The following is a 25,306-nucleotide window of genomic DNA, read 5'->3' on the forward strand; positions in this document are numbered from 1 at the left end:
CCATGATGTCGGGGCCGCGAGTCCCATTTCTCTGATGGATCAACCAATTTATGAGCGAACTCAAACGGCAGGAGCAATCGGTGGATGAAGCCACTGTGCTGGAGTACCTGGCCCGTTATCCCGAGTTTTTCCAACGCCATGCCGCCGTGCTGGACAGGATCCGCATTCCCCATGAACGCAAAGGGTCGGTCTCGCTGGTCGAGCGCCAGCTGGAGCGCCAGCGCGAGCGGATCGAACAGCTGGAGCAGGAGATCACCGAATTGATGGGGATCGCCAGCGAGAACGAGCGCATATTCCGGGTCTATGCCGATCTCTACGGCGAGCTGTACGGCTGCCAGACCCTGTTCGAAGTGAGTGCCGTGATGGGCAAGGCCTTTGTCCAGCGGCTGCGCCTGACCGGGCTGCGGCTCTGGCTCAATCCCAAGAAGTTTACCCTGAGCGGGCCCGAGCAGCGCTTTCTGGCACAGGGCAAGCAGCTCGAATCCCTGCTGGGTCAGCGTCTGCCGGGGCAGGATTACTACTTTGGCCGCCTGAGCCAGAGCGAGAAGCAGGCGCTGTTTGGCCACGATGTGCTGGTCAACTCGGTGGCCCTGATGCGGCTTGGCGATCTCGGTGTGCTGGCCTTCGCCAGCTCGGATCCCGGCCACTTTACTCCCCACAACGACACCCTGCTGCTGGGCCAACTGGGGCGCCTGCTGCAACTGCGTCTGCCCGAGTTGACTCATGGCTAGAACACCGGCCAGGGCGCCCGCCAAAGCTCCCGTCGTCACACCGCCACTGCCCGCGGCACTGGCGGACGAGCTGGCGGCCTTTATCGAATACCTGAGGGTCGAGCGTCAGCTCAGCCCTCATACCCGCAATAACTATCAAGCCCATCTGGAGGCGATGACCGCCGAGCTGGTAGCCCTGGGGCTCACTGACTGGGGTCGGCTCGAGGCGAGTCAGGTGCGCACTCTGGTGACCCGGATGCACAAGGCGGGCCTTGCTCCTCGTTCCCTTTCCACCAAGGTCTCGGCCCTGCGCAGCTTTTGCGACTGGCAGGTGCGGCAGGGGCGACTGACCGCCAATCCGGCCCGTGGCATCGTCACCCCCAAACAGGGGAGGCCGCTGCCGAAAAACCTCGATGTGGACGAGATGCACCAGCTGCTCAACATCACCGACGAGCAGGATCCGCTGGCGGTGCGGGATCGCGCCATCATGGAGCTGATGTACTCTTCAGGGCTGCGTCTGGCCGAGCTGGTGGGGATCAATCTGGTGGATCTGAAGCTCGACGACCGCCAGCTCAAGGTGACCGGCAAGGGCTCGCGGGAGCGGGTGCTGCCCATCGGCCGGATGGCGGTCGAGTGGCTGCAGAAGTGGCTCAAGGTGCGCCCGCTGCTGGCTGGGGATGAGAGCGAGGCGCTGTTTGTCTCCAGCCGCAAGCAGCGGCTGTCGGCCCGCTCGGTGCAGGCTCGCCTCGATGGCTGGGGCAACAAGCAGGCGCTCAACGCCCACGTCCATCCCCACAAGCTGCGCCACAGCTTCGCCACCCATATGCTGGAGTCTTCCGGCGATCTGCGGGCGGTTCAGGAGCTGCTGGGACATGCCGACCTCTCCACCACCCAGATCTATACCCACCTCGACTTCCAGCATCTGGCCAAGGTCTACGACAGCGCTCACCCAAGGGCCAAGCGTGACCCGGATGCACAGGACGATGAATAACGGGCCCTGAGCCCCGTTGCAGAGGAGAGTCCATGCACTTCTATCGCCGCTGGCAGCCGGTTGCTGCCATCTCGTTTGACCTCGATGACACCCTCTATGACAACGGCCCCGCCATCGTGCGCGCCGAGCAGTGGATGCTGAACCATCTGCGCAGCGAATATCTGGCCACCGCCATGCTCGACAAGCCGCGCTGGCTGGAGCTCAAACGCGCTGTGTTGATGGCTCGGCCCGAGCTGCGCCACGATGTCAGCCTGGCGCGCCAGCAGACCATCCGTACCGCCATGGTCGAGGGGGGGATGGCCGACCAGCAGGCCAGCCGCGAGGCGGAGCAGGTGTTTGCTGCGTTTCTGGCAGAGCGCTCGAAGATCGAGGTGAGCGAGTCCACTCATCAGCTGCTGACCAGACTGGCCGAACGCTATCCGCTGGTGGTGATCACCAACGGCAATCTGGATCTGCTTCAGGCAGGGCTGGATCGCTACTTCACGCTGGTCTGCAAGGCGGGGGCGGGTGCCAGAATGAAACCGGCGCCGGATATGTTTGAGCAGACCCGCAGCGCCCTCAAGCTGCCAGCGGAGCGGATCCTCCATGTGGGGGATCATCCCGAGACCGATGTGCTGGGGGCCCGTTTGCACGGCTTTCGCGCCGCCTGGCTCAACGAACGGCAGCAACCGTGGCAACAGCTCCAACTGTTGCCGGACGTGGAGCTGACGGCTCTGGAGGATCTGGCTGAGCTGCTGCTCTGATGGCGCTGGCGGGTGGCCCGGCTCAGGCGGTAATGGCTGTCATCGAATAGCGATATATGGCAAGGGGTTACGCCCGCTATTTGCGACAAACCAGCCCGAGCAGGGTGTAGCGGTCGCGCTGGTTGACGCGGCAGTAACTGATGCCGACGGGCAGCGCCTGCTGCAGGGTGATGGCGCTGTTCTGATAGCGGCAGACCAGATAGAGTGGGCGTAGGCTGCCATCGAGCTGGCTCCAGTAGTGGATCTCGTCGCTGTCGCCATTATCCGGTTTGAGCTGAACCCGCTCATCGGGATTTCCGTCAAACAGGGAGAGACGATCCAGCCGATGGGTGAGGCGCTCGCCAGGTTTGCCGTTGTCGTTGCGGGTCACGGCCTGCCAGCCCTGCTGCGGGGTCAGCAGCTGCTGGCGAGTCTCGATGGTGGCAGGACAATCAAATTGCAGGCTGGCGGCAAGGGCCAGGGTTGTCAGTAACATGGCTGCTGTTCTCTCTTCACGTCCTCAACAAGATGCCATGCTACGTCATCTGCCCCCGAACAGCTTCATCAGTTTATCAAGCAGATCAAGCTGCTGTGGTGGCCGTTTCATTGACTCTGCCTCTCGTTCCAGCAGTGCCTGTTGCTCCTGCTGACGGTCACTCAGTACTCGATAGAGGGGCTCGACCAGTGACTCGCGCTGGGCGACCAGCTCCTGGAACATGCTCTGATTGATGCGATAGGTTTCGACGGTGGCCACCGCCCGCACGGTGAAGGTACTGGGTTCGCCGGTGAGCAGGCTCAGTTCCCCGAAGAAGTCACCTGCGCCGAGAGTGCCCAGTTTCAACTCTTTCCCTTCCAGATTAATCAGCATCTCGGCTTCACCTTTGACCAGTACGAACAGCCAGTTGGAGACCTCTCCCTGCTCAAGCATGATGTCACCGCTGACAAAGGGGGCAAACTTCACCTGGTCCGCCAGTCTGATCAGCTCATCCTCCTGCAACATGGCAAACAGAGGCAACTTGCGCAGGGTCGCGGTGCGTTCGACCGTGTGGCGTTTGTGGCGGGCATCCAGGTGCTGCTTCTCCTTGGCCATAAAGACATTGAAGATCGGTGGGGTAAGGCGGCGATCGTTGCGACGCAGGGCGGCATCGATCAGGCTGCGTACCATGGAGTCGGTCGGATCGTCGCGAGCCAGATCGGTCAGCCAGTAGCGCACTGCATAGCGGGCAATCCCCCCCTCGACATTCATCAGCAGACAGTCCGGTTGGGGATGCTTGGCGACGCAGGGGAGCTTGGTCTCTCGCAGGGATTTCTCGATCAGGGCGATGATCTGGGTCGGCAGGGTATCCAGGGTCAGATCGAACCAGACCCAGCGCCGCCACTGCAGCGGCTCGCCACGGCGACGCCCGAGCACGGTGAAGCGCTGTTTGAGCAGATGGCTGTTGGGGATGACGACGGTCTCCCAGTTGCGGGTCTCGATGGTGGTGGCACGCCAGTTGATCTCCACCACCCGGCCCTGGGTGGTGTCGACTTGCAGCCAGTCCCCGATGGCGATGGAGTTGTCGAGCTGGATGGAGACCCCGGCCAGCAGGTTGCCCAAAGTATCCTGCATGGCGAAGGCGATGACCGCGGTGATCACCGCCGAGGTGGTGACTATCTCCCCGAGCGCCATGCCGGAGGCGTAGAGGCGAAACAGACCCCAGCCGATATAGCCGATGGTGATGACGATATCGGCGATGATCCGCGGGATGCGGATCTGGCAGAGGGGCAGAAGAAATTCGAACAGCAGTATCCCCCACACTTTTACCAATATCAGGCCCGCCAGCAGGGTGGAGATCTCGATCAGCAATTGATGGGGCAGCGGCAGTTTGAACCAGCCCCCTTCCAACTGGATCAGCAGGATCACGACAGTGCTTATCATCACGAAGCTGAGCTCGGAGAGCAGCTCCCGTCGTTGCCCGGGGCGGCGCCAGAAGTGGAGCAGCATCAGAGAGAGTGTGAGCAGGGTCCAGAACGGGTGTTCGCGGATCCATATCAGTGTGGGTAGCGCAGTGAGGTTGTCGCTGAACATGACGGCCCCTTGTGATGGTTTTATTTCCAGCATAGCCGTTCCGGCACGGGGAAATGGTGCGTTGGGGCAGCAATTTATTTATCCTGTGCAGAACCGGGCAAAGGAGTGCGATTGAGTGAAATTTTCAAAGAAAATCATCTGTTTGATGGCCCTGTTGCCACTGGCTGGCTGCGATCTGCTGATCGAGAAGTATCGGGTCGAATTCCGGGATGGCTCCTGGCGTGAAATAGCTATTACCCCCTTCTCCAGCGAGGCGCGCTGGCGCGAGGGGTGTGCCACCGGCGAGGTGCTGAGCGATATGAAGGTGCCCATCAAACGGGGTGATACGGTCAATGGCCGCGAGCAGTTGCTGATCGGCGGCGAGAAGTTCGAGCTGGATGACAACAACCTCTACCGCAGCAACGGCATGGTGTTTGGCCATTCGCCTGATCATATCCAGCGTGGGCTCAAGGGGATGGATATTTGCCGTACCCTGCGCCCCGAGCGGGGCGGATTGCCCAAGCTCAAGGCGCGAGGATTTGGTGAATAAGCGTTAACGATTATCTCTCTGACGGCGTCGGCAGGCGTCACCAAAGGCCTGGAAGATCTTGATGGAGTGAGGATTCTCGCTGGCTTTCCACTCCGGGTGCCACTGTACTGCCAGCAGGAAAGGGGAGAGGGTAGGGGCATGGATGGCCTCGACCAGTCCATCTTCGGCATGGGCCAGCGGCTCTAGGCCATCACCAAGACGGTTTAGCCCCTGTCCATGCAGGGAGTTGACCGGTATCTGTTCAGCCCCCATCAGTTCGGCAAACCAGCTGCCCGGCAGCAGCTCAATCTGATGGCTTGGCCCATACTGTTCGTCGACCGGATCGTCGGCATCTTCCCGATGATCGTCATAACCCGGTTCGGTGTAGACCTTCTGGTGGATATCGCCGCCCAGTGCCACGTTGATCTCCTGCATGCCGCGGCAGATCCCGAGGATCGGCAAGCCACGGGCGAGCGCCCCCTTGATGAGGGGCAGATCGAACAGATCGCGATCCCTGTCCTGTTGTTTCTCCGGCGTGAGGTTCTCCTGGCCGTAGAGGGCCGGATCGATGTTGGAACCGGCGCCGCTCAGATAGACCCCATCGGCGAGATCCAGATACTGCTCCAGATCGGCGGTGCCGCAGCAGGTGGGTACCAGCAGCGGGACGCAGCCGCTTATCTCCACCAGCGGCATGATGTATTTGTGGGTCATCACCTGATAGGCGTGGCCGTTGCGGGGCTGGGCCCCCATGGTCATCAGCACGACGGGTTTACGGTTGGTGACGAGTATGGAATTTGGCATAGAACACCCTGATTATCCCTGGCGTTGAAGTCTCATCCTGCACCTTGGGCAGACCCTTGCACATCGGCTGGGCAAGGGCATGCCTCAAGGTATGGTCATGGGATCCCGCGTCTTACCGGGTGGCAGAATCGAATCGTCGGTCAGCCTCGGCAGCGACAGCCTGGATCCTCTCTTCAGTCTGCCAAGGCCGTTCAATATGTCAAACAAAATGATACTAAATTGTTAACGCGTCTGTTTTGATCTGCTCTGAAGCGGCGATTTAACGGGGCTGTTGAGATGGGCCGTAATGGCTGGGGTAGCAAAATGGTGGATATATTAAACGCGCAGGGATGTGGAGAGGAAAAGGCATCAATAGAAGCACGCCTCCCCGAGGGGAGGCGTGTTTCGGGGATCACAGCAGGTCTTCGATCTCGCCGCGCAGATACTGGTACATCTCGCGGTAGGCGACCGGCGGCTTGTTCAGCTCCCGCTCCTTGTTGGCGGAGCGGATCAGCTGGCGCAGCTTTTGGCGATCCAGCTCGTGGAACTGGGACATCAGCTCGTTGAGGGCGCTGTCACCTTCGGTGATCAGGCGCTCGCGCCACTGCTCCAGCCGATGCAGGCGTGCATTCACGGTGGAGTGACGGTTCTTGATGATGGAGAGTGCTTCGGCAATCGGCTCGATATCGCGGCTGCGCATCAGGCGGCCGATGAACTGCAGATGGCGACGGAAGGACTCATCCTTCTTCGGCTTGAGTTTGCGACCCAGCTCGACAGCTTCTGCAAGCTCTTCATCCAACGGGATTTTTTCCAGCTCACTGTGGCTGAGGGAGACGATCTCTTCCCCCATTTTCTGCAATGCTTCGGCATCGCGCTTGAGCTGGCTCTTGCTGGGGCCCCAGTCTTCGAACTCGTTGTCGTCTTGATATTGACTCATCGGTCTCTTGATTCCTGTCATTCACGTTTGGCGGATATGTTACCAGCTTCTCCCGCTGGGCGCAGGGGTCTGATATGCTTACCCCCCTTTCCTTCTTTCATACAGATGTGAGTTATGGATCAGCAAGACCAAATCCGCCAGGATCAAGCCCATCTCGAGGCCGTGGTTGCCGAAGCCCTGGAGATAGCCAAAGGACTGGGCGCCTCGCTGGCCGAAGTCTCCATCAGCAAGCAGACCGGGTTGTCGGTGAACACCCGGGGTTGTGAACTGGAAAGCATTGAATTCAATAAAGATGGCGCCCTCGGCATCGCTGTCTATCGCGATGGTTGCAAGGGATCCTCCTCGACCACCGATCTGAGCAAACCCGCCATTCGCGCCGCCGTTGAAGCGGCCATCGAGATTGCCCGCCACACCTCGGCCGATGATTGCGCCGGTCTGGCGGACGCCGAGCTGCTGGCCTGGGATGCCCCCGATCTACAACTGTGCCACCAAATCGAACTGGATCCCCAGCGCGGTATCGAACTGGCCATCGAGTGCGAACGGCTGGCGCTTGGTCGCGATGCCCGCATCAAGCACTCCGATGGTGCCGGTTTCTCCAGCCATCTTGGCATCAAGGTCTATGGCAACAGCCATGGCTTCGTCAAAGGCTACGCGGCGTCGCGCAACTCCCTGAGCTGCGTGCTGATCGGTGAGCAGGATGGCGATATGCAGCGTGATTACGGCTACTCCTCCAGCCGTACCCTCGATGGGCTCTGGAGCCCGCAGCGCATTGCCGATGAAGCCGTTGAGCGTACTGTCTCCCGCCTCGGCGCCCGCAAGATCTCTACCCGTCATGCGCCTGTGCTGTTCCACCCAGACACTGCCTCTGGCCTGTGGGGCCACTTGGTGATGGCCATCAGCGGCGGCAACCTCTATCGCAAGTCGAGCTTCCTGCTCGACAAATTGGGCAAGCAGATCCTGCCCGAGTGGCTCACCATTCAGGAGTTCCCCCACCTGCTGGGCGGGCTCGCCAGTACCCCGTTCGATGGGGAAGGGGTGCGTACCCGCGACATGGATATCATCCGAAATGGCGAGCTGATGAGCTGGCTGCTTACCTCCTACTCCGCTCGCAAGCTGGGGCTGACTACTACGGGTCACGCCGGTGGCATCCACAACTGGCAGGTCTCCAATACCGGCCAGGATTTTCAGGGCATGCTGAAAGAGATGGGCACCGGTCTGCTGGTGACCGAGTTGATGGGGCAGGGGGTCAATATCGTCAATGGTGACTACTCCCGCGGCGCTGCCGGTTTCTGGGTCGAGAATGGCGAAATAGCCTATCCGGTCGAGGAGATCACCATCGCCGGCAATCTGGCCGAGATGTTCAGTCATATCGTGGCGGTGGGTCGTGACGAGGATGAGCGTTCCAGTCTCAAGACCGGCTCGGTGCTGGTAGAGAATATGAAGCTGGCGGGTCACTGATCGCCGCTGCAGCGAGATCGATATCCATAAAAAGAGGGCCGCAATAGCGGCCCTCGGTCTCATCTGCCCGGTGGGTTAACCGGCCTTGACGCTGCGGCGACGCTGCAGCCAGACGATCGCCCCGAACAGCAGGAAGCCCGGGATCCACATCCACTCCTTGGTCCAGCGCTCGGTCGGCGCCTTGACGGTGAGGATCTCCTGATCGAACTCCAGCCCCATGGTGGCGGCCGGGCTGCCAAAGGCGACGTTGTCGATCAGCGTCTTGCCATCCTGCTCATAGAGGCTCAGCCCCAGATTGGCCAGCCGCTCTTCGCCATTTGCCCCATCCGGTACGGCGACCAGCAGGGTGAACTTGCGTGGCTTGCCCACTGCATCTTCACCGAGGATCCGCAGCCGCAGGGTGCTCTCCGCCTCCACTTCACCCATGGTTTGGGCCAGCTGGGCAGGCGGGGTCTCGCGATAGGGGTCGTGCACCATGTCCATCCAGAAACCCGGGCGGAACAGGGTAAAGGCGACCAGCAACAGCAGCACGCTCTCGTACCAGCGGCTCTTCACCAGGAACCAGCCCTGAGTGGCGGCGGCGAAGATCAGCATGGCGATGGTCGCCACGATGAAGATCAGCACGCCGTGGGCGAAGTCCACGTCGATCAGCAGCAGGTCGGTGTTGAAGATGAACAGGAACGGCAGCGCCGCGGTACGCAGGCTGTAGTAGAAGGCGGTGATCCCGGTCTTGATGGGATCGCCCTTGGAGACAGCGGCAGCCGCGAAGGAGGCCAGCCCCACCGGCGGCGTCACATCCGCCATGATGCCGAAGTAGAAGACGAACAGGTGCACCGCGATAAGCGGCACGATCAGCCCGTTTTGCTGCCCCAGCGTCACTACCACCGGTGCCAGCAGGCTGGAGACCACGATGTAGTTGGCAGTGGTCGGCAGCCCCATGCCGAGGATCAGGCTCAGCAGGGCGGTCAGCAGCAGCATCAGCAGCAGGTTACCCATGGAGAGGAACTCCACCAGATCCGCCAGCACCAGACCGACCCCGGTCTGGGAGACCGCACCCACGATAATCCCCGCGGTGGCGGTGGCAATGCCGATACCGATCATGTTGCGGGCACCGGCGACCAGCCCTTCCCGCAGATCCACCACGCCGTCAGCGACGGTGCCGTAGTCGTGCTTGCCGTCCTTGCGCAGCCATTTGAGCAGCGGGCGCTGGGTCAGCAGGATGATCACCAGCATCACGGTACCCCAGAAGGCCGACAGCCCCGGCGAGAGGCGTTCCACCATCAGGCACCATACCAGTACTACCACCGGCAGCAGGAAGTGCAGGCCGGAGAGCAGCACGGCGCGGGTGTTGGGCAACTCGGTGAGCGGCTTGTCGGGATCTTCGGCAGGCAGTGGTTCATTGCTGGCGGCGATCTTCAACAGGGCCACATAGGTGGCAGCCAGCAGTACCGAGATCCCCGGCAGTGCGTAGTCACCCAGCGCAGGTTTGAGCCAGCCGAGGCCATAGTAGACCGCCAGTGACAGGCCGCTGATGAGGGCCGCGCCAAAGGCAAAGCCGGTCAGGCGGCGCAGCCAGGGTTTGGGTTGATGGTTGCCGATGGGCTGCATGCCCAGTTTTAGCGCCTCCAGATGGACGATGTAGAGCAGCGCTATGTAGGAGATGGCGGCAGGCAGGAAGGCGTGCTTGATGATCTCCACATAGGGGATGCCCACGTATTCGACCATCAGGAAAGCCGCAGCCCCCATCACAGGTGGCATGATCTGGCCGTTGACCGAGGAGGCCACTTCCACTGCCCCCGCTTTCTCTGAACTGAAGCCCACCTTCTTCATCATCGGGATGGTGAAGGTGCCGGTGGTCACCACGTTGGCAATCGACGAGCCGGAAATCAGACCGGTCAGGCCGGAGGCGACCACTGCTGCCTTGGCCGGGCCGCCGCGCAGGTGACCGAGCAGGCTGAAGGCGAGCTGGATAAAGTAGTGACCTGCGCCGGCCCGCTCCAGCAGGGCGCCGAACAGCACGAACAGAAACACGAAGCTGGTGGAGACGCCAAGGGCGATGCCGAACACCCCTTCGGTGGTGATCCACTGGTGGTTGGCCAGCGCGGTAAAGCCTACTCCGCGGTGTGCCAGCAGTCCCGGCATCCAGGGGCCCGCCAGGCTGTAGACCAGAAAGACGATGGCGATGACCGCCAGTGCCGGCCCCAGGGCGCGGCGCGCCGCTTCCAGTAGCAGCGGAATGCCGATGCAGGCGGTCACCAGATCGGCGGTGGTGAGGGTGCCGGGACGCAGCGCCAGTGCTTCATACATCACGAACAGGTAAGACGCGGCGCCAGCAGCGATAAGACCGAGGGCGATATCGCCGAGGGGAACCCGATCCCGTGGCGAGGAGCGAAATGCCGGGAACACCAGAAAAGCGAGCAACAGGGCAAAGGTGAGGTGAATGGAGCGGGTTTCGGTGTCATTGAGTACGCCAAACCCCACCATGAAGGGGAGTGGCGAGGCGATCCAGAGCTGGAACAGGGACCAGGCCAGCGCCAGCGCTGTGATGAGCCAGCCCATGATGCCCAGCGGCAGGCGAGCGCCCACATCCTGGGCGATCAGTTCCTCGGTAGAGAGTTGTTTATCTTGCATAGGGTTAACTTGTGCCAACGAGTACAACAAGAGCGACACCCGCCCCCGCAATCAGGCGGCAGACGGGTGTCGAAGAGAGTGACAAAGGCCCCGGGGCCTTCAATCAGAGCCAGCCGCGCTCTTTGTAGTAGCGGGCAGCCCCTTCATGCAGCGGTGCAGAGAGACCTACCTTGATCATGTCGGCCTCTTTCAGGTCGGCAAAGGCAGGGTGCAGGCGCTTGAAGCGATCCAGGTTGTCGAACACCGACTTGACCAGCTGATAGACCACTTCCGGATCGGTTTTGGCGCTGGTGGAGAGCACCGCTTTGCCACCGATGGAGGGAGTCGGCTTGTCGCTGCCCTTGTAGATGCCGCCCGGGATCTCGGCCTTGCTGTAGTAGCTCTTCTCGGCCAGCAGCTTGTCGATGTCGGCGCCGGTCACAGGTACCAGTACTGCATCTGTGGTGGTGGAGGCTTCCTGAATGGCACCGTTCGGGTGACCGACGAAGTAGCTCATGGCGTCGATGTTGTTGTCACCGAGGGCGGAAGCCTGTTCGGCCGGTTTCAGCTCGGAGACCAGACCGAAGTCACCCTTCTTCCAGCCTTTGACTGCCATGATCTCTTCCATGGTGTCACGCTGGCCGGAGCCCGGGTTGCCGATGTTGACGCGCTTGCCCTTCAGGTCGTCGAAGCTGGCGATTTTGGCATCGCGGCGAGCCAGGATGGTGAACACCTCGCTCTGCAGGGAGAAGACGGCGCGCATATCGTCCATGGCCCCTTCGGCCTGGAACGGTGGCAGCCCCTTCATCGCCTTGAACTGGTGGTCGGATTGCATGATACCGAAGTTGAATTCACCGCTGCGGATGCCGTTGACGTTGGCAACACCACCGCCACTGGCCGGGGCGTTGCACTTGATCTGGTGATCGGCGGCGCCGCGATTGAGGAAGCGGCAGATGGACTGGCCTGCGACATAGTAGACGCCGGTCTGACCGCCGGTGCCTATGGTCACGAAGCGCTCCTGCGCTTGTACCGGACCACCGAATGAAACACCGACCAGAGCCGCCGACAGGGCGCATGCCAAAGTTAATCCTTTCATTTTTTCTCCCTTTTCTTTGATTTTGTTTATCCGATCCCCGGATAAATTGATGGCAATCCCGTTCTGCGCCGGGCTTGCCCGCTCTTCTCATTGCGCGAAAGCGGGGGAGTTGATCACCCCCTTTCCAGCAGTCACCCTCATCCTGTGGTGAGGCTACCGACCTCCTGTCGGTCGAAGATAAATTGGCCCCTGAGGGGCCAAATAAAAAGTTGCAAGCACTCCGATTAAGCACATTCACCCAACATAAATCAAACGAAATGGCAAAATAGCGGAGTTAAATCTTGAGAAACATGACCTCGATCATTCATTTTCTTGCCGAAGATTAATTTGATATGGAGGGAAATGGAAGAGGGAAAAACTACGAGAGGATTCTTATGCGGCCCTTGTGTAACAAGGGCCGGGGTCATACTGGATCAGTTGGCCGGGGTGGCCAGATCCAGGATAAAGGCGTATTCCAGCGCGATATCCTCGTAGGCTTTGAAGCGGCCCGACTTGCCGCCGTGGCCGGCGTCCATGTCGGTGTTCAGTAACAACTTGTTATCATCCGTCTTCAGCTCGCGCAGCTTGGCGACCCACTTGGCGGGCTCCCAATACTGCACTTGCGAGTCGTGCAGCCCGGTGGTGACCAGCAGGTTGGGGTAGGCTTGTGCCTTGACCTGATCGTAGGGGCTGTAGCTCTTCATGTAGTCGTAGTAGCGCTTCTGGTTCGGGTTGCCCCACTCGTCATACTCCCCGGTGGTGAGGGGGATCGACTCGTCCAGCATGGAGGTGACCACATCGACGAACGGCACCTGCGCCACCACGCCGCGATAGAGTTCGGGCGCCTGATTGATGACGGCCCCCATCAACAGGCCGCCGGCGCTGCCGCCCATGGCGTAGACCTGATCCTTGGCACCGTAGCCTTGCTCCACCAGCGCCTTGGTGACATCGATAAAGTCATTGAAGGTATTCTGTTTTTTCAGCAACTTGCCATCTTCGTACCAGTGACGGCCCAGCTCTTCACCACCCCGGATATGGGCGATGGCGTAGACGAAGCCTCTGTCCAGCAGGCTCAGGCGCGAGCTGCTGAAGTCGGGATCCATGCTGGCGCCGTAGGAGCCGTAGCCATAGACCAGCAACGGATTCTTGGGCGCATCGGCCTGCTCTTTCTTGAACTTGTCCTTGCGATAGACCAGCGACACCGGCACCGATACGCCGTCGCGGGCGGTCACCCAGAGCCGCTCGCTGGCGTACTGGTCGGCCTTGAAGCCTGCCACCGGCTGCTGCTTGAGCAGGGTGCGCTTGCCGCTCGCCATATCCAGCTCATAGGTAGAGGCGGGGGTGGTCATGGAGGAGTAGCCATAGCGCAGGGCGCTGGTATCCGGCTCCGGGTTGTAGGCGAGCCAGGTAACGTAAGCGGGATCGTCGAAGGCGATCTCCTTCTCGTCACCGCTCTGCCAGTTGATCTGGCGCAGTCGGGTCAGCCCCTTGTTGCGCTCTTCCAGTACCAGCCAATCCTTGAACAGGGCGTAGCTCTCCAGCAGTACCTCCGGATTGGGGGCAATCACCGCTTTCCAGCGATCGACCGGGCTCTCTTTGGTCTCGTAGAGGCCGAAGTTCTTGCCATCCTTGTTGGAGCGCACATAGAAGCGGCCGCGGTAGTGATCCAGGCTGTATTCGTGATCCACCTGACGGGGCAGGAACAGGCGTGGGGCGTGCTCCGGCTGGTTGGCATCGATCAGCCGTGCTTCGCCGGTGGTGGTGCTGGAGAGGGCGATGACGATGAAATCTTCCGAGGTGGTGGCGTAGAGGCTGATGTAGAAGGAGTCATCCTTCTCCTCGTAGACCAGCTTGTCCGTGGCCGGATCCGTCCCTAGCGTATGGCGATAGACCTGATAGGGCAGCAGGGTCTGCGGGTGCTTGCGTACATAGAAGACGGTCTTGTTGTCGTTGGCCCACACCAGATTGCCGGAGGTATTTTCCAGTTTGTCGGTGGCCCACTGGCCGCTCTCCAGATCGAGGAACTGGATCTGGTACTGACGGCGGGAGAGGAAATCTTCCGCCACCGCCAGCCAGCGGTTGTTGCGGCTCACCTCAAGGGCGCCGAGGGCATAGAACTCGTGCCCCTCGGCTCGCAGGTTGCTGTCGAGCAGCAGGCTCGCCTGCTCTTCACCGAGCTTGGTGCGCGAGTAGATCCCGTACTCCTTGCCCGGCTCATAGCGGGTCTGGTAGCGGTAGCCGTTCTTCACATAGGGTACCGACTCATCCTGCTGGGGGATGCGGGCGACCATCTCTTTATAGAGTTGTTCGCGCAGGGGTTGGGTCGGCTTGAGCATGGCCTCGGTATAGGCGTTCTCGGCCTCGAGGTATTGCAGTACTTCCGGCGCCTGACGCTGGTCGTCGCGCAGCCAGTAGTAGTTGTCGATGCGGGTATCCCCGTGTTTTTTCAGGGTGCGGGGATGTTTGGCGGCCACGGGCGGCTGGATTGGATGTTCGCTTGTCAGCATGGCGGGCTCTTCATTGGCATAAGTGGGGGGGAGAACTGTCAGAAAGGCTAGCAGCAGAACTCCTCGGGAAAAGGTAAACATGTCGCATCCTTGGCGCTGGAAAGGGTTGGTAGACCTGAGCATCGGCTCCATGAATTGGCGTTAAATCTGCCCCTTGTTGCCGGTGGTTGCAAGCAATCCCTTGTTATTGCAGGAAATGTAATCAAAAAAAGCCGCTATCTCGCGATAGCGGCCCTCTTTCTGGCCATGAGCGGCAAGAGTCCGCTCAGGTGTGCCTCACATGATATGGGAGTGCCCTCTCATGACCAGTTTTCGTCAGCCTGGGTAGCTCGACCAGCGGTTGGTCGCACCCTCGTTGCTGATACTCAGTACCTCATAGGGATGGCCCGGAATATCCATGCCCGGCGCACTCTGGGGCATGCCCGGAATGGTCAGGCCACGGATCGCCGGTTTTTCCCTGAGCAGCTTCTGCACATCGGCGGCCGGTACATGCCCCTCGATCACATAGCCATTTACGATACCGGTATGGCAAGAAGCCAGTTCCGGCGCGATACCGTATTGCTGCTTCACTGCGCCGAGCTGCTCGGTTTCGATGACGTCCAGTTCGAAGCCATTCTGCTCCATGTGCTCGTTCCAGCTTTGGCAGCAGCCACAATATTTGGATTTGTAAACGGTCATCTTCTCGGCCGCGAGGGCCGAAAAGCTGACGGTACCGGCCAGCATGGCCAGTAACAGGGGTTTGTACATCACTCACCTCAGATTGAAAGAAAAGATGCCCGATACGGGATGGGTTTCAGATCCGGGGGCGTGGGGGACGTTCGAGCCGCTCGCACGGGGCGTCCGGCATAAAGAGAGAGGGGGAGGCGAAGTCGGGGGTATCCGGTTCCAGTACGGCGACCGTCAGGCTGTCGCTGCCTACCAGTGTCATCGAGAGGGCGGTGGTAAAGCTGCCGCAGGGCATCGCTTTTTCCAGGGTACGCTCGCTCTGGCTGCAGTGGGTGGTCAGGGTACAGAGGTCGGTTGCGGCCCGGCTGCCAAACGACATCAACACCAGCACCAGACTCCACAAGGGGAGCCAGCGACGGGCGTGAGCGAGTTGGCGACGGGTGAGAACCATGGAATGACTCGAAAATAACAAGGGGCACATGTTAACCCTGTGCCCTGGGGGAGGGTCAAGCCCTCCCCATGGTGTCAGTCAGCCAGGATTAAGGTTGCTGACGGGTCGCTGCCAGCACGATCTCGCGCACGCAGACGTTGGCAGGCTGATTCCAGGCGTAGAGCACGGCATCGGCGATCACTTCCGGCGCAATGACGCCACCCATCTGATCTTTCCAGTCGTGGTAACCGGCCTTGATGCTCTCGTCAGTGGTGTGGCTGAGCAGCTCGGTCTCGACCGCACCCGGGGCAATGGTCACCATACGCACGCCGACATCGGCCACCTCTTCCCGGATGTTTTCGGTCAGGGCGTGCACGGCGAACTTGGTGGCGCAGTAGGCAGCATGGTTCGGGAAGGTCTTGCGACCGGCGATGGAGCTGATGTTGATGATGGTGCCGCTGCGGCGCTCCTTCATGCCTGCCAGCACTGCGTGGACGCCGTTCAGCACCCCCATCACGTTGATGTTGAGCATCTGCTGCCACTCGGCGGGATCCTGCACATCGGCCTGACCCAGCAGCATGACACCGGCGTTGTTGACCATGCAGCCGACCGGGCCAAATTTGGCTTCTGCCTGCTGGACGGCGGCTTTCATGGCGGCGGTGTCGGTGACATCGACCCCGATGCAGAGGGTATCGGGCAGGTTCAGCGCCTGCATCGGCTCGACCCGGCGCGCCAGCAGTAGCAGCGGATGACCGGCGGCAGAGAAGGCACGGGCGATGGCGGCACCGATCCCGGCGGAGGCACCGGTGATCACGACGAGAGATTTGGACATGGGTCTTTCCTTCTGATTCAAGAGTCGGTTTGAGCAAACAGGTGGCTGGCCAGCACGGAACCCAATCACTATAGTCACTGCATCTATAAGTGATAAATATTGTTTTCCGCTGGTTATCATCTGAAAAAACTATGGTTGGTTTATGCTGGACTTGAGATTGCTGCGTTTCTTCATCGCCATCTATGAAGAGAAGAACATCACGGCGGCGGCCGAGCGCTGCCACGTCAGCCAGCCCTCCCTCTCGGCGGGGCTGCGCCAGCTGGAAGAGGCGCTCGGTGACAGCCTGTTTGTCCGGGGCAAGAAGGGGGTGGTGGCGAAAGATCCGGCCCACTATCTCTATCCTCACGCGGTCAAGCTGGTGGAGGAGGCGCGCCGTCTGCCGGAGCTGTTTCGCCAGAAAGCGACGCGTGCGAGGCTCAATATCGCCATCATGCCGGACTTGAGTCGCCGTCGGGTGGCCGGGCTGTTGCAGCAAGTGCAGGGCGTGCTGCCGCAGCTGGATCTCACCCTTTCCGACTACACCACACCCGCCGACTGCCGCTTGACGCTGGATGCCTTGCGCCGGGAGGACGAGATCTTTCTGCCGCTGTGGGAGGAGGATTACGTGCTCTGCGTGCCGGTCGACCATCCCCTTGCCAGTCGCGAAAGGATCGAGCTGGCCGAGCTGCAACATTATGATTTTATTGAGTGCCCGCCCTGCGAAGCCCATCAGCAGACTATCGGCCTGCTGGCCTGTGACCGCCTTACCCTCAATCTGGTGGCCAAGGCCGAGAGCAAGGGGCTGGTGATGGCGCTGGTGCTGGCGGGGGGCGGCATCAGTTTTCTGCCGGACGGGCTGGTCGAGGATGAGGCGGGGCTCTGTACCCTGCCGGTGAGCGGGCCGCGGATGTTTCGCCGGATTGGGCTCTGCTATCCCGCCCACCAGACCCTCAATCCGGCGCTGCGGGAGCTGATCCCCGAGTTGGCAGGCTATGGCGCTTCCTGATAAGGTCGCTCTCCTGTGCACCTTTACGATGCAGCTCCCCAGACTCCCCTTTTCTGTTTACCTCGCCTTGCACCGCAAGGCTTTGTTCGGGTGATGTGGTCATGAAACGCATTCTGGTTATTTTTTCCCATCCCGCGTTGCAGAGCTCGCGGGCCAACAAGCAGCTGTTGCAGGCGATTGAGGGGTTGGAGGGGGTCACTGTTCACGACCTTTACCAGCACTATCCCGACATGTTCATCGATGTGAAGCGGGAGCAGGCGCTGCTCTGTGAGCACGACATCATCGTCTTCCAGCACCCGTTTTACTGGTACTCCTGCCCGGCCATCATGAAAGAGTGGATGGATCTGGTGCTGGAGTATGGCTACGCCTACGGCCCCGAAGCCCACGCCCTCAAGGGCAAGCAGTGGTTGAGCGCCATCACCACCGGCGGGGCGCCGGAGTCCTACTGCAGCGAGGGGTACAACAGCCGACCGCTGCTCGATTTTCTGCTGCCATTTCAGCAGGCGGCCACCTTGTGCGGCATGAACTGGTTGCCGCCTTTTGTGCTCCACTCGTTCCACAAGATCAAGGATCCCGCCGCCCTGCGCCGCTGCGGGCAGGACTACCGCCAGCTGCTTTGCGCCTTGCGTGACGATCAGCTGACCCCGGAGCAACTGGCCGGGCGCCCTTATCTGCGCGACTTGCTGGAGGTGCTCTGATGAAACACTGGCAGCTTGCTGGCCGAGCTTATGAGCCGGATCTGATGTTCACACGGAGGGCTGACTGATGGGCCACGGGATCCTGTTTGATGCCTTTATCTACCTCTCCGCCGCCGTTATCGCGGTGCCGCTGGCCAAGCGCTGGGGGCTGGGCTCGGTGCTCGGCTACCTGCTGGCGGGGATCATCATAGGCCCCTTTCTGCTGGGGCTGGTGGGGGAGCAGAAGGACGTGATGCACTTCGCCGAGTTTGGCGTGGTACTGATGCTGTTTCTGGTTGGGCTGGAGTTGCGTCCGGCCCTCTTGTGGCAGCTGAAGGGGCCGATCCTCGGCACCGGTGGCCTGCAGGTGCTGCTCACTACGGCGGCACTGACCGGCGTGGCGCACCTGATCGGTCTGCCGCTGCAACAGGGGCTGGCCATCGGCCTCATTCTGGCGCTCTCCTCCACCGCCATCGTGTTGCAGAGCCTGCAGGAGCGTAAATTGATGCAGAGCGAGAGCGGTCGCTCCGCCTTTGCGGTGCTGCTGTTTCAGGATATTGCGGTCATTCCGATCCTGGCGATCCTGCCGCTGCTGGCCATGGCGCCGGTCGCCAGCAATGGTGGCTCCGAGCTGGCGGGTTGGCAGCATGGTCTGCTGGTGGTCGCGGCCATCTCCGGCATCGTGCTGGGTGGCCACTACCTGATGCGGCCGGTATTTCGTGCCATCGCCCAGTCCCACATGCGGGAGATCTTCGTCGCCGCCGCCCTGCTGCTGGTGATCGCCATCGCTGTGTTGATGGAGTCGGTGGGGCTTTCGCCTGCACTTGGCTCCTTCCTCGCCGGTGTGGTGCTGGCCGACAGCGAATATCGCCACGAGCTGGAGGCAGACATTGAGCCGTTCAAGGGCTTGCTGCTCGGCCTGTTCTTTATGTCGGTGGGGGCTGGCATCAACTTCGGCCTGTTTGCCGAACATCCTTTTCTCATCCCGACGCTGGTGGTGGGGCTGATGGTGCTCAAATGGCTGGTGTTGATGGCACTCGGCTTCATCATCCGCATCTCGCCGAGTCAACGCTGGACCTTCGCGCTGGCGCTCGCACAGGGCGGTGAGTTTGCCTTCGTGCTCTTCTCGTTTGCCGCCCAGAACCGGGTGCTGCCCGGCGAGACCATCTCGTTGCTGACGCTGGTGGTAGCGCTCTCCATGGCGCTCACCCCACTGCTGCTGATCCTCAACGATCGGGTGATCCAGCCCTGGTTCGATTACCGTAACCAGAGCGACGCACCGCAGCATGAGCAACCTGAGCTGGTGGAGCATCCGGTGATCATCGCGGGCTTCGGCCGCTTCGGCCAGATCGTGGGGCGTCTGCTGCATGGTCACGGCATCGGTACCACTATCCTCGAGCAGGATGCCAGCCAGATAGAGACCCTGCGCAAGTACGGCTATCAGGTCTTCTATGGCGATGCCAGCCGGATCGATCTGCTCCATGCCGCCGGGGCGCACAAGGCGAAGCTGCTGGTGCTCTCCATCAACGATCCGGCTACCTCGCTGGCGGTGATCGAGATGGTGCAGAAGCACTTCCCGCACCTGAAGATCCTGGCGCGAGCGCTGGATCGACCCCATGCCCACGAGATCCTGCGCCACGGGGTCGAGAGCGTGCACCGGGAAACCTTGGGCTCGGCGGTCGATCTGGGGGTGGAAGCCCTGACCCAGCTTGGGTTTAGGGCCAACCAGGCCTGGCGGGCGGGGCAGACATTCAAGCAGCACGATAACTGGCTGTTGCGCGAGCAGGTCAACTATCTGGATGACGAACACACTTATATCAACAAGAGCCTGCAATACCGGGAGATCCTCTCCGATCTGTTGCAAGACGACGAGGAGGGGCAGGAGCGTATCCATGCCCATAACTGGAACAGCGGGCTACCCGACGACGACAAGGAAGCAAAATGATTGCCTATTACCCCATGTTCAAACACCTGCATATGACGCTGGCGCTGGTCAGTCTGTTGCTCTTTATCTATCGCTGGAGTCTGGCGCTGGCCGGCAGCGATCGGTTGCAGCAGAGGTGGCTGAAGATCCTGCCGCATATCAACGACACCTTCCTGCTGCTGTTTGGTGTGTTGCTGGCGGTGGCCTTGCAGTTGAGCCCCGGCCAACAACCCTGGCTGATGGCCAAGCTGATTGCACTGGTGCTCTATATCGGTCTGGGTGTGATGGCACTCAAGCGCCCGGCCCGCGGTCAGAAGCTGGTGGCCGGTGTGGCAGCGCTTGCGGTGTTTGGCTACATGGTCGGTGCGGCCATCACCAAGTCAGCCTGGGCGTGGCTGATGTGAGCAAAAGGGGAGAGTCATGCTCTCCCCTGAAATCATATTCTGTGATGAATTAATTAATCGGAGTTTTATGCTAACAAAAAATCGCAAGATAGAACTTTCATTTGAGGGATTTTTGGCTAATTTTAGCCTCTAGTGGCTCCTTTTTTGAGTGCGTTGTCTTTATAAATCAACTACTTAGTGTGTTTTGTATGAAAATGGCGACAGTTGTCGCAGCAAAACTTGCGACATAGACTGTCGCAAGTTGCGACTAGCATACAGTCAACGCTAAACCAGTGAAGGCATGCACCATGAGTAAGAAGCTGTTACGACAACTGACCTTGGCGCGTTGCATCCCGCACCGCCCTTACAAGCTGACCGCCAGCCAACTTCAGGTAAAACTGGAAGAGGAAGGCATCCATGTCAGTCTGCGTACCGTGCAACGGGACCTGGAGGAGATGTCCGGCATGGGACTGTTCGACCTCACCTCGGACGAGCGCAGCAAACCCCATGGCTGGTGCTTCGAGCGCCACGGCCTCAACGACTTTGCCAATATCATGCCGCTCTCGCTGGCGGTGGCCCTGAAAACCTGGAGTGATCAGGCGAGCCAACTGTTGCCGGCGAGTGTACTGACTGAATTGAATCCGCTGGTCGACAAGGCGAGCCAGGTGATCCGCGACAGCCAGAGTGAACTGGCCGAACGCTGGCTGGAGAGTGTCCACCAGTCACCGCGCCCGTTTGCCGGCAACCCGGAGATCCGTCGCAGCACCCTGATCCGCGATGCGCTCTGGCGTGGTCGCAAGTTCAGTGCCGAGATCCAGCGCGTGATCAAAGAGCGCACCGTGTGGCTCTGCTACGACCGTATCAACCCGCTCGGCATTCTCAATCAGCCGGACGGGCCGATCCTGCTCTGCACACTATCCGAGCTGGATCCCAAGGTTTACGGCATCCCGTTTGACCATATCAAGAACGTGGAGCTGACCAACTTCAGCGCCACCCAGCCGAAGGATTTCAATATCCAGAAGCTGATCCGCGATCAGGGCTATCAGGATGTGAGCGGCCCGATCCGCTTCGTCGGCCGGATCGATGCCAACAGCCAGTCGCTGGTGGATAACCAGATCCCCGGCAACAATCCACGCATGACCCGCTATGACAAGCGCAGCGTGGTGGTGGAGACCGAAGTGCAGGACACCCCGGAGTTTCGCAGCTGGTTGAACAACATCGGCGGTGAACTGGAGGTGCTGGCACCGGAATCGTTGCGCAAGGCCTATCTCAATCCGGCCAACCGCTTGAGCTGATTAAAAAATTGGAATGTTGAAGAGTCGAGCCTAGTCTCGGCTCTTTTTTTGCGGTTTTTTTAAGCATATTTATTCAACTAATTTTTAAGTCTTAACGTCAGGATTGAACCGTTTTCCTGCCCCGTTTTTGGGGGGCGAAACCCGTGTAAGAGATCTGCCATAGCGACTGTAAGAGGCTGGCGCTTTGAGCCGTACGCGAAGCCATGCCAGAATGATCGAACTTTCCCGTGAAACTAAATAAATAACTGATATTAAAGGGTTAGTTTTTAAGTTTGTTTTTTGGGATGAGAGCTGCATCGGATCTTTATCATCGGATGGCCCTTGTTCGGGGGGCGCATTTCCTTAGTATGGGTCTCACAAGGACGGAGCTGGTCCGGCAGGATGCAGGGCAGCGCATAAAGATGGAATAGTCCGCAGGATGTGGACAAGGGACACCTCAGGATGAGCTCGATAATCAGGATGATTATCGTCACGGATGAATAAAGGAACACCGCGGGATGCGGCAGGACACTCTCGGGATGGGAGTAGAACGAACGGAACCTCGTTCTTCAGGATGAACAGGACCTCGCCGGATGCGAGAGGAATACTTCAGGATGAAGTGAGATAACCCGGATGGTTATCTGTCAGGAAGACGCAAGGAACCCCACAGGACGTGGTAATGGACACCTCCAGGATGGAGACAGGGAAGCAGTTCAGGATGAATTGCCAGGCCAGGAACGCCGCAGGACACGCCAACGGATTGGAAAGGGGATATTCCAAAGGATTAGGATAACGTCAGGGATTGCAGGGAGCATTGCAGTTCTACGGACAGGACGACACGACTCTAGGGGACGGCTACCGCCGTCCCCTTTTCTTTTATGATTTGTCCGAGAGATTGCCGCGCTGGGCGGCGTTGACGATCTCTTGCAGGCGCTGACGAATGTCGACCATGCCAAACACACCAAAGATCAGCACAGTGACAAATTCGGCCTTGGTGACAGCGAAGTAGCGTTTGCAAGCCGCCTTGATCATGCTGGCCTGCAGCCAGTGCAGCAGGGCGACGATCACGCCGCAGACCGGCAGAAAGCCGTTGAGTTTGCCGGGCAGCGGGGCAATCAGGCTCACCAGCACGCCAAACCAGAAGAACAATATCAGCCCCATCGCCAACAGATTAAAGACTCGCTTCATTGTTTACCTCTCTTAGATAGAGTTGATAGCAGACCTGACCGGCCTGTTTGTCCTTGAGTAGTTGCCAGCTGGCGGGCAGCGCTAGATCGGCCATCTCTTTTTCCCGTTCCAGATAGATGAGGGCGTCCGGTGCCAGCCAGCCGCGCTGCTCCAGCAGTTCGCACACTTGCGGCAGCAGCTCGCGGCGAAACGGTGGATCGAGGAAGACCAGATCGAAGGGAGTGGCGGGGCCTTGCAGCCAGCTCACTGCATCTGACTGGATCACCTGACCCTGACTGCTGCCGAGGGCGGCCAGGTTCTTCTTGATCTGGTCGGCGGCCCCTTTGTCCATCTCGATCAGGGTCACCTGCTCGGCATAGCGCGACAGCGCCTCCAGTCCGAGTCCGCCGCTGCCGGCAAACAGATCCAGGCAGCGGGTGCCGCGAATATGGGGGGCCAGCCAGTTGAAGATGGTCTCCTTGACGCGATCCGTGGTGGGTCTGAGCCCCTCCACATCCTTGACCGGCAATTTGCGGCCTCGCCACTGGCCGCTGATGATTCTTACAAAGCCCGATTTTCCTTGCGGGGCGGGACTCTTGCTCGGGTTGCTACGGCTGGATTTCACTCTGGGCATCGCGTTTCATCGTCAGAAAATAAAGTGGTAGTATAAGGCGGTTCATTTTTATGCCGACCCGCCAAGGGACGGCTATCTTAGCAGTCAGCCTTTGATGTGAGTATTTTTAGATGGCAAAAGGTTTGTTTTCCTGGCTGGGTTTCGGCCGCAAGAAAGAAGAGGCTGAGGCTGTCCAACCACAGACACCCCAAGCCACCCCCGTTACCGTTGAGCCCGAGGTCACTGCTACCCCCGCTCCCGTTTCCGATACCACTGTTTCCGATAGTACGCCGGCTGTTGCCCCCGAAGTGCCTGCCAGCGCACAGAATCCCGTTTTGCAAGATGATTGCTGCCTGCCGACCGAGCTGGACGATCACGGCCCGCTGGTGGTGGAGGAGTGCGCTTCCGATCTGGAGCCGGTGATCGTCAACGAAGCGCTGATCGCCGAAGAGGAGCGTGCCGCTGAAGCCGCTCGCACTGCCGCAGAAGCACAAGCTGCTGAAGCGGCTCGTATTGCCGCCGAGGCTCGCGCTGCAGAGGAGGCTCGTATCGCTGCCGAAGCTCGCGCCGCGGAAGAATCTCGCATTGCCGCCGAAGCCCGCGCCGCGGAAGAGGCTCGTATCGCTGCCGAAGCCCGCGCTGCAGAAGATGCTCGTATCGCCGCCGAGGCTCGCGCCGCAGAAGAGGCCCGCATCGCCGCCGAAGCTCGTGCTGCGGAAGAGGCTCGCATTGCTGCCGAAGCTCGTGCTGCGGAAGAGACTCGCATCGCTGCCGAAGCTCGCGCTGCGGAGGAGGCTCGCATGGCTGCCGAAGCTCGTGCTGCGGAAGAGACTCGCATTGCTGCCGAAGCTCGCGCCGCGGAAGAAGCTCGCATTGCCGCCGAAGCTCAGGCTGCGGAAGAAGCCCGTATCGCCAAAGAGGCCCAGCGCGCGGAAGATATGCGCCTGGTCGCCGCGATGGAGGCTGAGGCTGCCGCCCTGGCCGCTCTGCCGCTGGCCGCCAAGGTAGACGACGACACCCAGGACAAACCGCAGCGGGAGGGCTTCTTTGCTCGCCTCAAGCGCAGTCTGGTGCGCACCAAGGAGAATATCGGCTCCGGTTTCTTCGGCCTGTTCCGTGGCAAGAAGATCGACGACGAGCTGTTTGAAGAGCTGGAAACCCAGTTGCTGACCGCCGATCTCGGCGTCGACACCACCACCCGCATCATCGAGGGGTTGGTGCAGCACGCGGATCGCAAGCAGCTCAAGGATGCCGAGGCGCTCTACGGCCTGCTCAAGCAGGACATGGGCGAGATGCTGGCCAAGGTCGAACAGCCGCTGGTGATCGACACCAGCAAGAAGCCTTATGTGATCCTGATGGTCGGCGTGAACGGCGTCGGCAAGACCACTACCATCGGCAAGTTGGCCAAGCAGTTCCAGGCCGAGGGTAAGAGCGTGATGCTGGCGGCGGGTGATACTTTCCGTGCCGCTGCGGTCGAACAGTTGCAGGTTTGGGGTCAGCGCAACAACATTCCGGTGATTGCCCAGCACACCGGCGCCGATTCCGCTTCTGTCATTTATGACGCCATCGAGGCCGCCCGCTCCCGCGGGGCTGACGTGCTGATCGCCGACACCGCCGGTCGCCTGCAGAACAAGAGCAACCTGATGGAAGAGCTCAAGAAGGTGGTGCGGGTGATGAAGAAGCTGGATGAAGAGGCCCCCCACGAGATCATGCTGACGCTGGATGCCGGCACCGGCCAGAACGCCCTGAGCCAGGCCAAGCTGTTCAGCGAGGCGGTTGGCCTGACCGGCATCACCCTCACCAAGCTGGATGGCACGGCCAAGGGCGGCGTCATCTTCGCGGTGGCCGACAAGTTCCAGATCCCGATCCGCTATATCGGGGTGGGCGAGGGGATCGACGATCTGCGTCCCTTCGTTGCCAACGACTTCATCGAGGCGCTCTTCAGCCGCGATGAATAAGTCCGGCCGTGATGAGTCAGCTCAGCCGTGA

The 25,306-nt window shown here is 60.4% G+C and carries 23 protein-coding genes; 11 read left to right on the forward strand and 12 right to left on the reverse strand.

Annotation, left to right across the window (positions count from 1 at the left end; genetic code table 11):
- The first annotated feature begins 50 nt into the window (after nt 1-50).
- Genes ACTG2G_RS12735 through ACTG2G_RS12745 form a run of 3 tightly spaced genes read left to right on the forward strand, consistent with a single transcriptional unit; the run spans nt 51 to nt 2,444 of the window.
- The gene (locus ACTG2G_RS12735) at nt 51-731 is read left to right on the forward strand and encodes a DUF484 family protein (RefSeq protein ID WP_043821859.1); all 681 of its coding nucleotides are present in this window, start codon (nt 51-53) and stop codon (nt 729-731) included.
- Nucleotides 724-1,701: a tyrosine recombinase XerC gene (gene xerC / locus ACTG2G_RS12740; protein ID WP_227341541.1), complete on the forward strand. Its 978-nt coding sequence runs from the start codon at nt 724-726 to the stop codon at nt 1,699-1,701. Before ACTG2G_RS12735 ends, xerC begins: the two co-directional genes overlap by 8 nt.
- A gap of 32 nt (nt 1,702-1,733) precedes the next feature.
- Nucleotides 1,734-2,444 (forward strand): HAD-IA family hydrolase, encoded by a 711-nt coding sequence (locus ACTG2G_RS12745; protein ID WP_158113318.1) that lies wholly within the window; start codon nt 1,734-1,736, stop codon nt 2,442-2,444.
- 76 nt (nt 2,445-2,520) lie between these two features.
- Here ACTG2G_RS12745 and ACTG2G_RS12750 read toward each other — a convergent pair whose 3' ends face one another.
- Together ACTG2G_RS12750 and ACTG2G_RS12755 are read right to left on the reverse strand one after the other, a co-directional pair.
- On the reverse strand, nt 2,521-2,919 hold the full coding sequence (locus ACTG2G_RS12750) for an STY0301 family protein (protein ID WP_227341539.1): 399 nt from the start codon (nt 2,917-2,919) through the stop codon (nt 2,521-2,523).
- A gap of 45 nt (nt 2,920-2,964) precedes the next feature.
- Nucleotides 2,965-4,491, reverse strand: a complete 1,527-nt coding sequence (locus ACTG2G_RS12755; RefSeq protein ID WP_216954494.1) for a mechanosensitive ion channel family protein — start codon at nt 4,489-4,491, stop codon at nt 2,965-2,967.
- Nucleotides 4,492-4,636: 145 nt separating this feature from the next.
- Between ACTG2G_RS12755 and ACTG2G_RS12760 the strand changes: the two genes are divergently transcribed.
- On the forward strand, nt 4,637-5,020 hold the full coding sequence (locus tag ACTG2G_RS12760) for a hypothetical protein (RefSeq protein ID WP_421386599.1): 384 nt from the start codon (nt 4,637-4,639) through the stop codon (nt 5,018-5,020).
- 3 nt (nt 5,021-5,023) lie between these two features.
- On the opposite strand, the gene ACTG2G_RS12765 is transcribed toward ACTG2G_RS12760, so the two are convergent.
- Nucleotides 5,024-5,800 carry a gamma-glutamyl-gamma-aminobutyrate hydrolase family protein gene (locus ACTG2G_RS12765; protein WP_421386543.1) on the reverse strand — a complete coding sequence of 259 codons (777 nt, stop codon included), beginning with the start codon at nt 5,798-5,800 and terminating at the stop codon, nt 5,024-5,026.
- Nucleotides 5,801-6,191: 391 nt separating this feature from the next.
- Nucleotides 6,192-6,716 carry a ribosome biogenesis factor YjgA gene (gene yjgA, locus ACTG2G_RS12770; RefSeq protein WP_005336359.1) on the reverse strand — a complete coding sequence of 175 codons (525 nt, stop codon included), beginning with the start codon at nt 6,714-6,716 and terminating at the stop codon, nt 6,192-6,194.
- A gap of 114 nt (nt 6,717-6,830) precedes the next feature.
- Between yjgA and pmbA the strand changes: the two genes are divergently transcribed.
- A complete protein-coding gene (pmbA, locus tag ACTG2G_RS12775; protein WP_040068810.1) occupies nt 6,831-8,174 on the forward strand; it encodes a metalloprotease PmbA in 1,344 nt (447 codons plus the stop codon).
- Between the two features lie 75 nt (nt 8,175-8,249).
- On the opposite strand, the gene ACTG2G_RS12780 is transcribed toward pmbA, so the two are convergent.
- From ACTG2G_RS12780 to ACTG2G_RS12805, 6 genes are all read right to left on the reverse strand, one after another.
- Nucleotides 8,250-10,805: a TRAP transporter permease gene (locus tag ACTG2G_RS12780; protein ID WP_429204666.1), complete on the reverse strand. Its 2,556-nt coding sequence runs from the start codon at nt 10,803-10,805 to the stop codon at nt 8,250-8,252.
- Between the two features lie 103 nt (nt 10,806-10,908).
- Nucleotides 10,909-11,880 carry a TAXI family TRAP transporter solute-binding subunit gene (locus ACTG2G_RS12785; protein WP_005339950.1) on the reverse strand — a complete coding sequence of 324 codons (972 nt, stop codon included), beginning with the start codon at nt 11,878-11,880 and terminating at the stop codon, nt 10,909-10,911.
- 413 nt (nt 11,881-12,293) lie between these two features.
- Nucleotides 12,294-14,447, reverse strand: a complete 2,154-nt coding sequence (locus tag ACTG2G_RS12790) for a S9 family peptidase (RefSeq protein ID WP_421386545.1) — start codon at nt 14,445-14,447, stop codon at nt 12,294-12,296.
- A 234-nt stretch (nt 14,448-14,681) separates the two neighbouring features.
- Nucleotides 14,682-15,113 carry a DUF411 domain-containing protein gene (locus tag ACTG2G_RS12795; protein ID WP_005348551.1) on the reverse strand — a complete coding sequence of 144 codons (432 nt, stop codon included), beginning with the start codon at nt 15,111-15,113 and terminating at the stop codon, nt 14,682-14,684.
- Between the two features lie 46 nt (nt 15,114-15,159).
- Nucleotides 15,160-15,483 carry a hypothetical protein gene (locus ACTG2G_RS12800; RefSeq protein ID WP_005348554.1) on the reverse strand — a complete coding sequence of 108 codons (324 nt, stop codon included), beginning with the start codon at nt 15,481-15,483 and terminating at the stop codon, nt 15,160-15,162.
- An 88-nt stretch (nt 15,484-15,571) separates the two neighbouring features.
- Nucleotides 15,572-16,294: an SDR family oxidoreductase gene (locus ACTG2G_RS12805; protein ID WP_005348556.1), complete on the reverse strand. Its 723-nt coding sequence runs from the start codon at nt 16,292-16,294 to the stop codon at nt 15,572-15,574.
- A gap of 142 nt (nt 16,295-16,436) precedes the next feature.
- Between ACTG2G_RS12805 and ACTG2G_RS12810 the strand changes: the two genes are divergently transcribed.
- The 5 genes from ACTG2G_RS12810 to ACTG2G_RS12830 all read left to right on the forward strand — a co-directional run bounded on the left by ACTG2G_RS12810 (nt 16,437) and on the right by ACTG2G_RS12830 (nt 21,558).
- Nucleotides 16,437-17,279: a LysR family transcriptional regulator gene (locus ACTG2G_RS12810; protein WP_439985498.1), complete on the forward strand. Its 843-nt coding sequence runs from the start codon at nt 16,437-16,439 to the stop codon at nt 17,277-17,279.
- A 101-nt stretch (nt 17,280-17,380) separates the two neighbouring features.
- Nucleotides 17,381-17,977 (forward strand): glutathione-regulated potassium-efflux system oxidoreductase KefF, encoded by a 597-nt coding sequence (kefF, locus tag ACTG2G_RS12815; RefSeq protein ID WP_005339958.1) that lies wholly within the window; start codon nt 17,381-17,383, stop codon nt 17,975-17,977.
- Nucleotides 17,978-18,044: 67 nt separating this feature from the next.
- Nucleotides 18,045-19,901 carry a monovalent cation:proton antiporter-2 (CPA2) family protein gene (locus tag ACTG2G_RS12820; protein WP_139443089.1) on the forward strand — a complete coding sequence of 619 codons (1,857 nt, stop codon included), beginning with the start codon at nt 18,045-18,047 and terminating at the stop codon, nt 19,899-19,901.
- Nucleotides 19,898-20,284: a SirB2 family protein gene (locus ACTG2G_RS12825; RefSeq protein ID WP_439985499.1), complete on the forward strand. Its 387-nt coding sequence runs from the start codon at nt 19,898-19,900 to the stop codon at nt 20,282-20,284. The genes ACTG2G_RS12820 and ACTG2G_RS12825 overlap by 4 nt, the downstream gene beginning before the upstream one ends.
- Nucleotides 20,285-20,571: 287 nt before the next feature.
- Nucleotides 20,572-21,558, forward strand: a complete 987-nt coding sequence (locus tag ACTG2G_RS12830; protein WP_005339987.1) for a helix-turn-helix transcriptional regulator — start codon at nt 20,572-20,574, stop codon at nt 21,556-21,558.
- Nucleotides 21,559-22,413: 855 nt separating this feature from the next.
- On the opposite strand, the gene ACTG2G_RS12835 is transcribed toward ACTG2G_RS12830, so the two are convergent.
- A complete protein-coding gene (locus ACTG2G_RS12835; RefSeq protein WP_227341533.1) occupies nt 22,414-22,725 on the reverse strand; it encodes a DUF1145 domain-containing protein in 312 nt (103 codons plus the stop codon).
- Entirely contained in the window at nt 22,709-23,338 is a 630-nt protein-coding gene (gene rsmD, locus ACTG2G_RS12840; protein ID WP_075112753.1) for a 16S rRNA (guanine(966)-N(2))-methyltransferase RsmD, read from the reverse strand. The genes ACTG2G_RS12835 and rsmD overlap by 17 nt, the downstream gene beginning before the upstream one ends.
- Before the next feature lie 110 nt (nt 23,339-23,448).
- Between rsmD and ftsY the strand changes: the two genes are divergently transcribed.
- Nucleotides 23,449-25,275, forward strand: coding sequence for a signal recognition particle-docking protein FtsY (gene ftsY / locus ACTG2G_RS12845; RefSeq protein ID WP_439985500.1), 1,827 nt, complete (start codon nt 23,449-23,451; stop codon nt 25,273-25,275).
- Nucleotides 25,276-25,306: the final 31 nt, after the last annotated feature.

Source organism: Aeromonas sp. 55A (assembly GCF_051919665.1).
Lineage (GTDB): Bacteria > Pseudomonadota > Gammaproteobacteria > Enterobacterales > Aeromonadaceae > Aeromonas > Aeromonas veronii.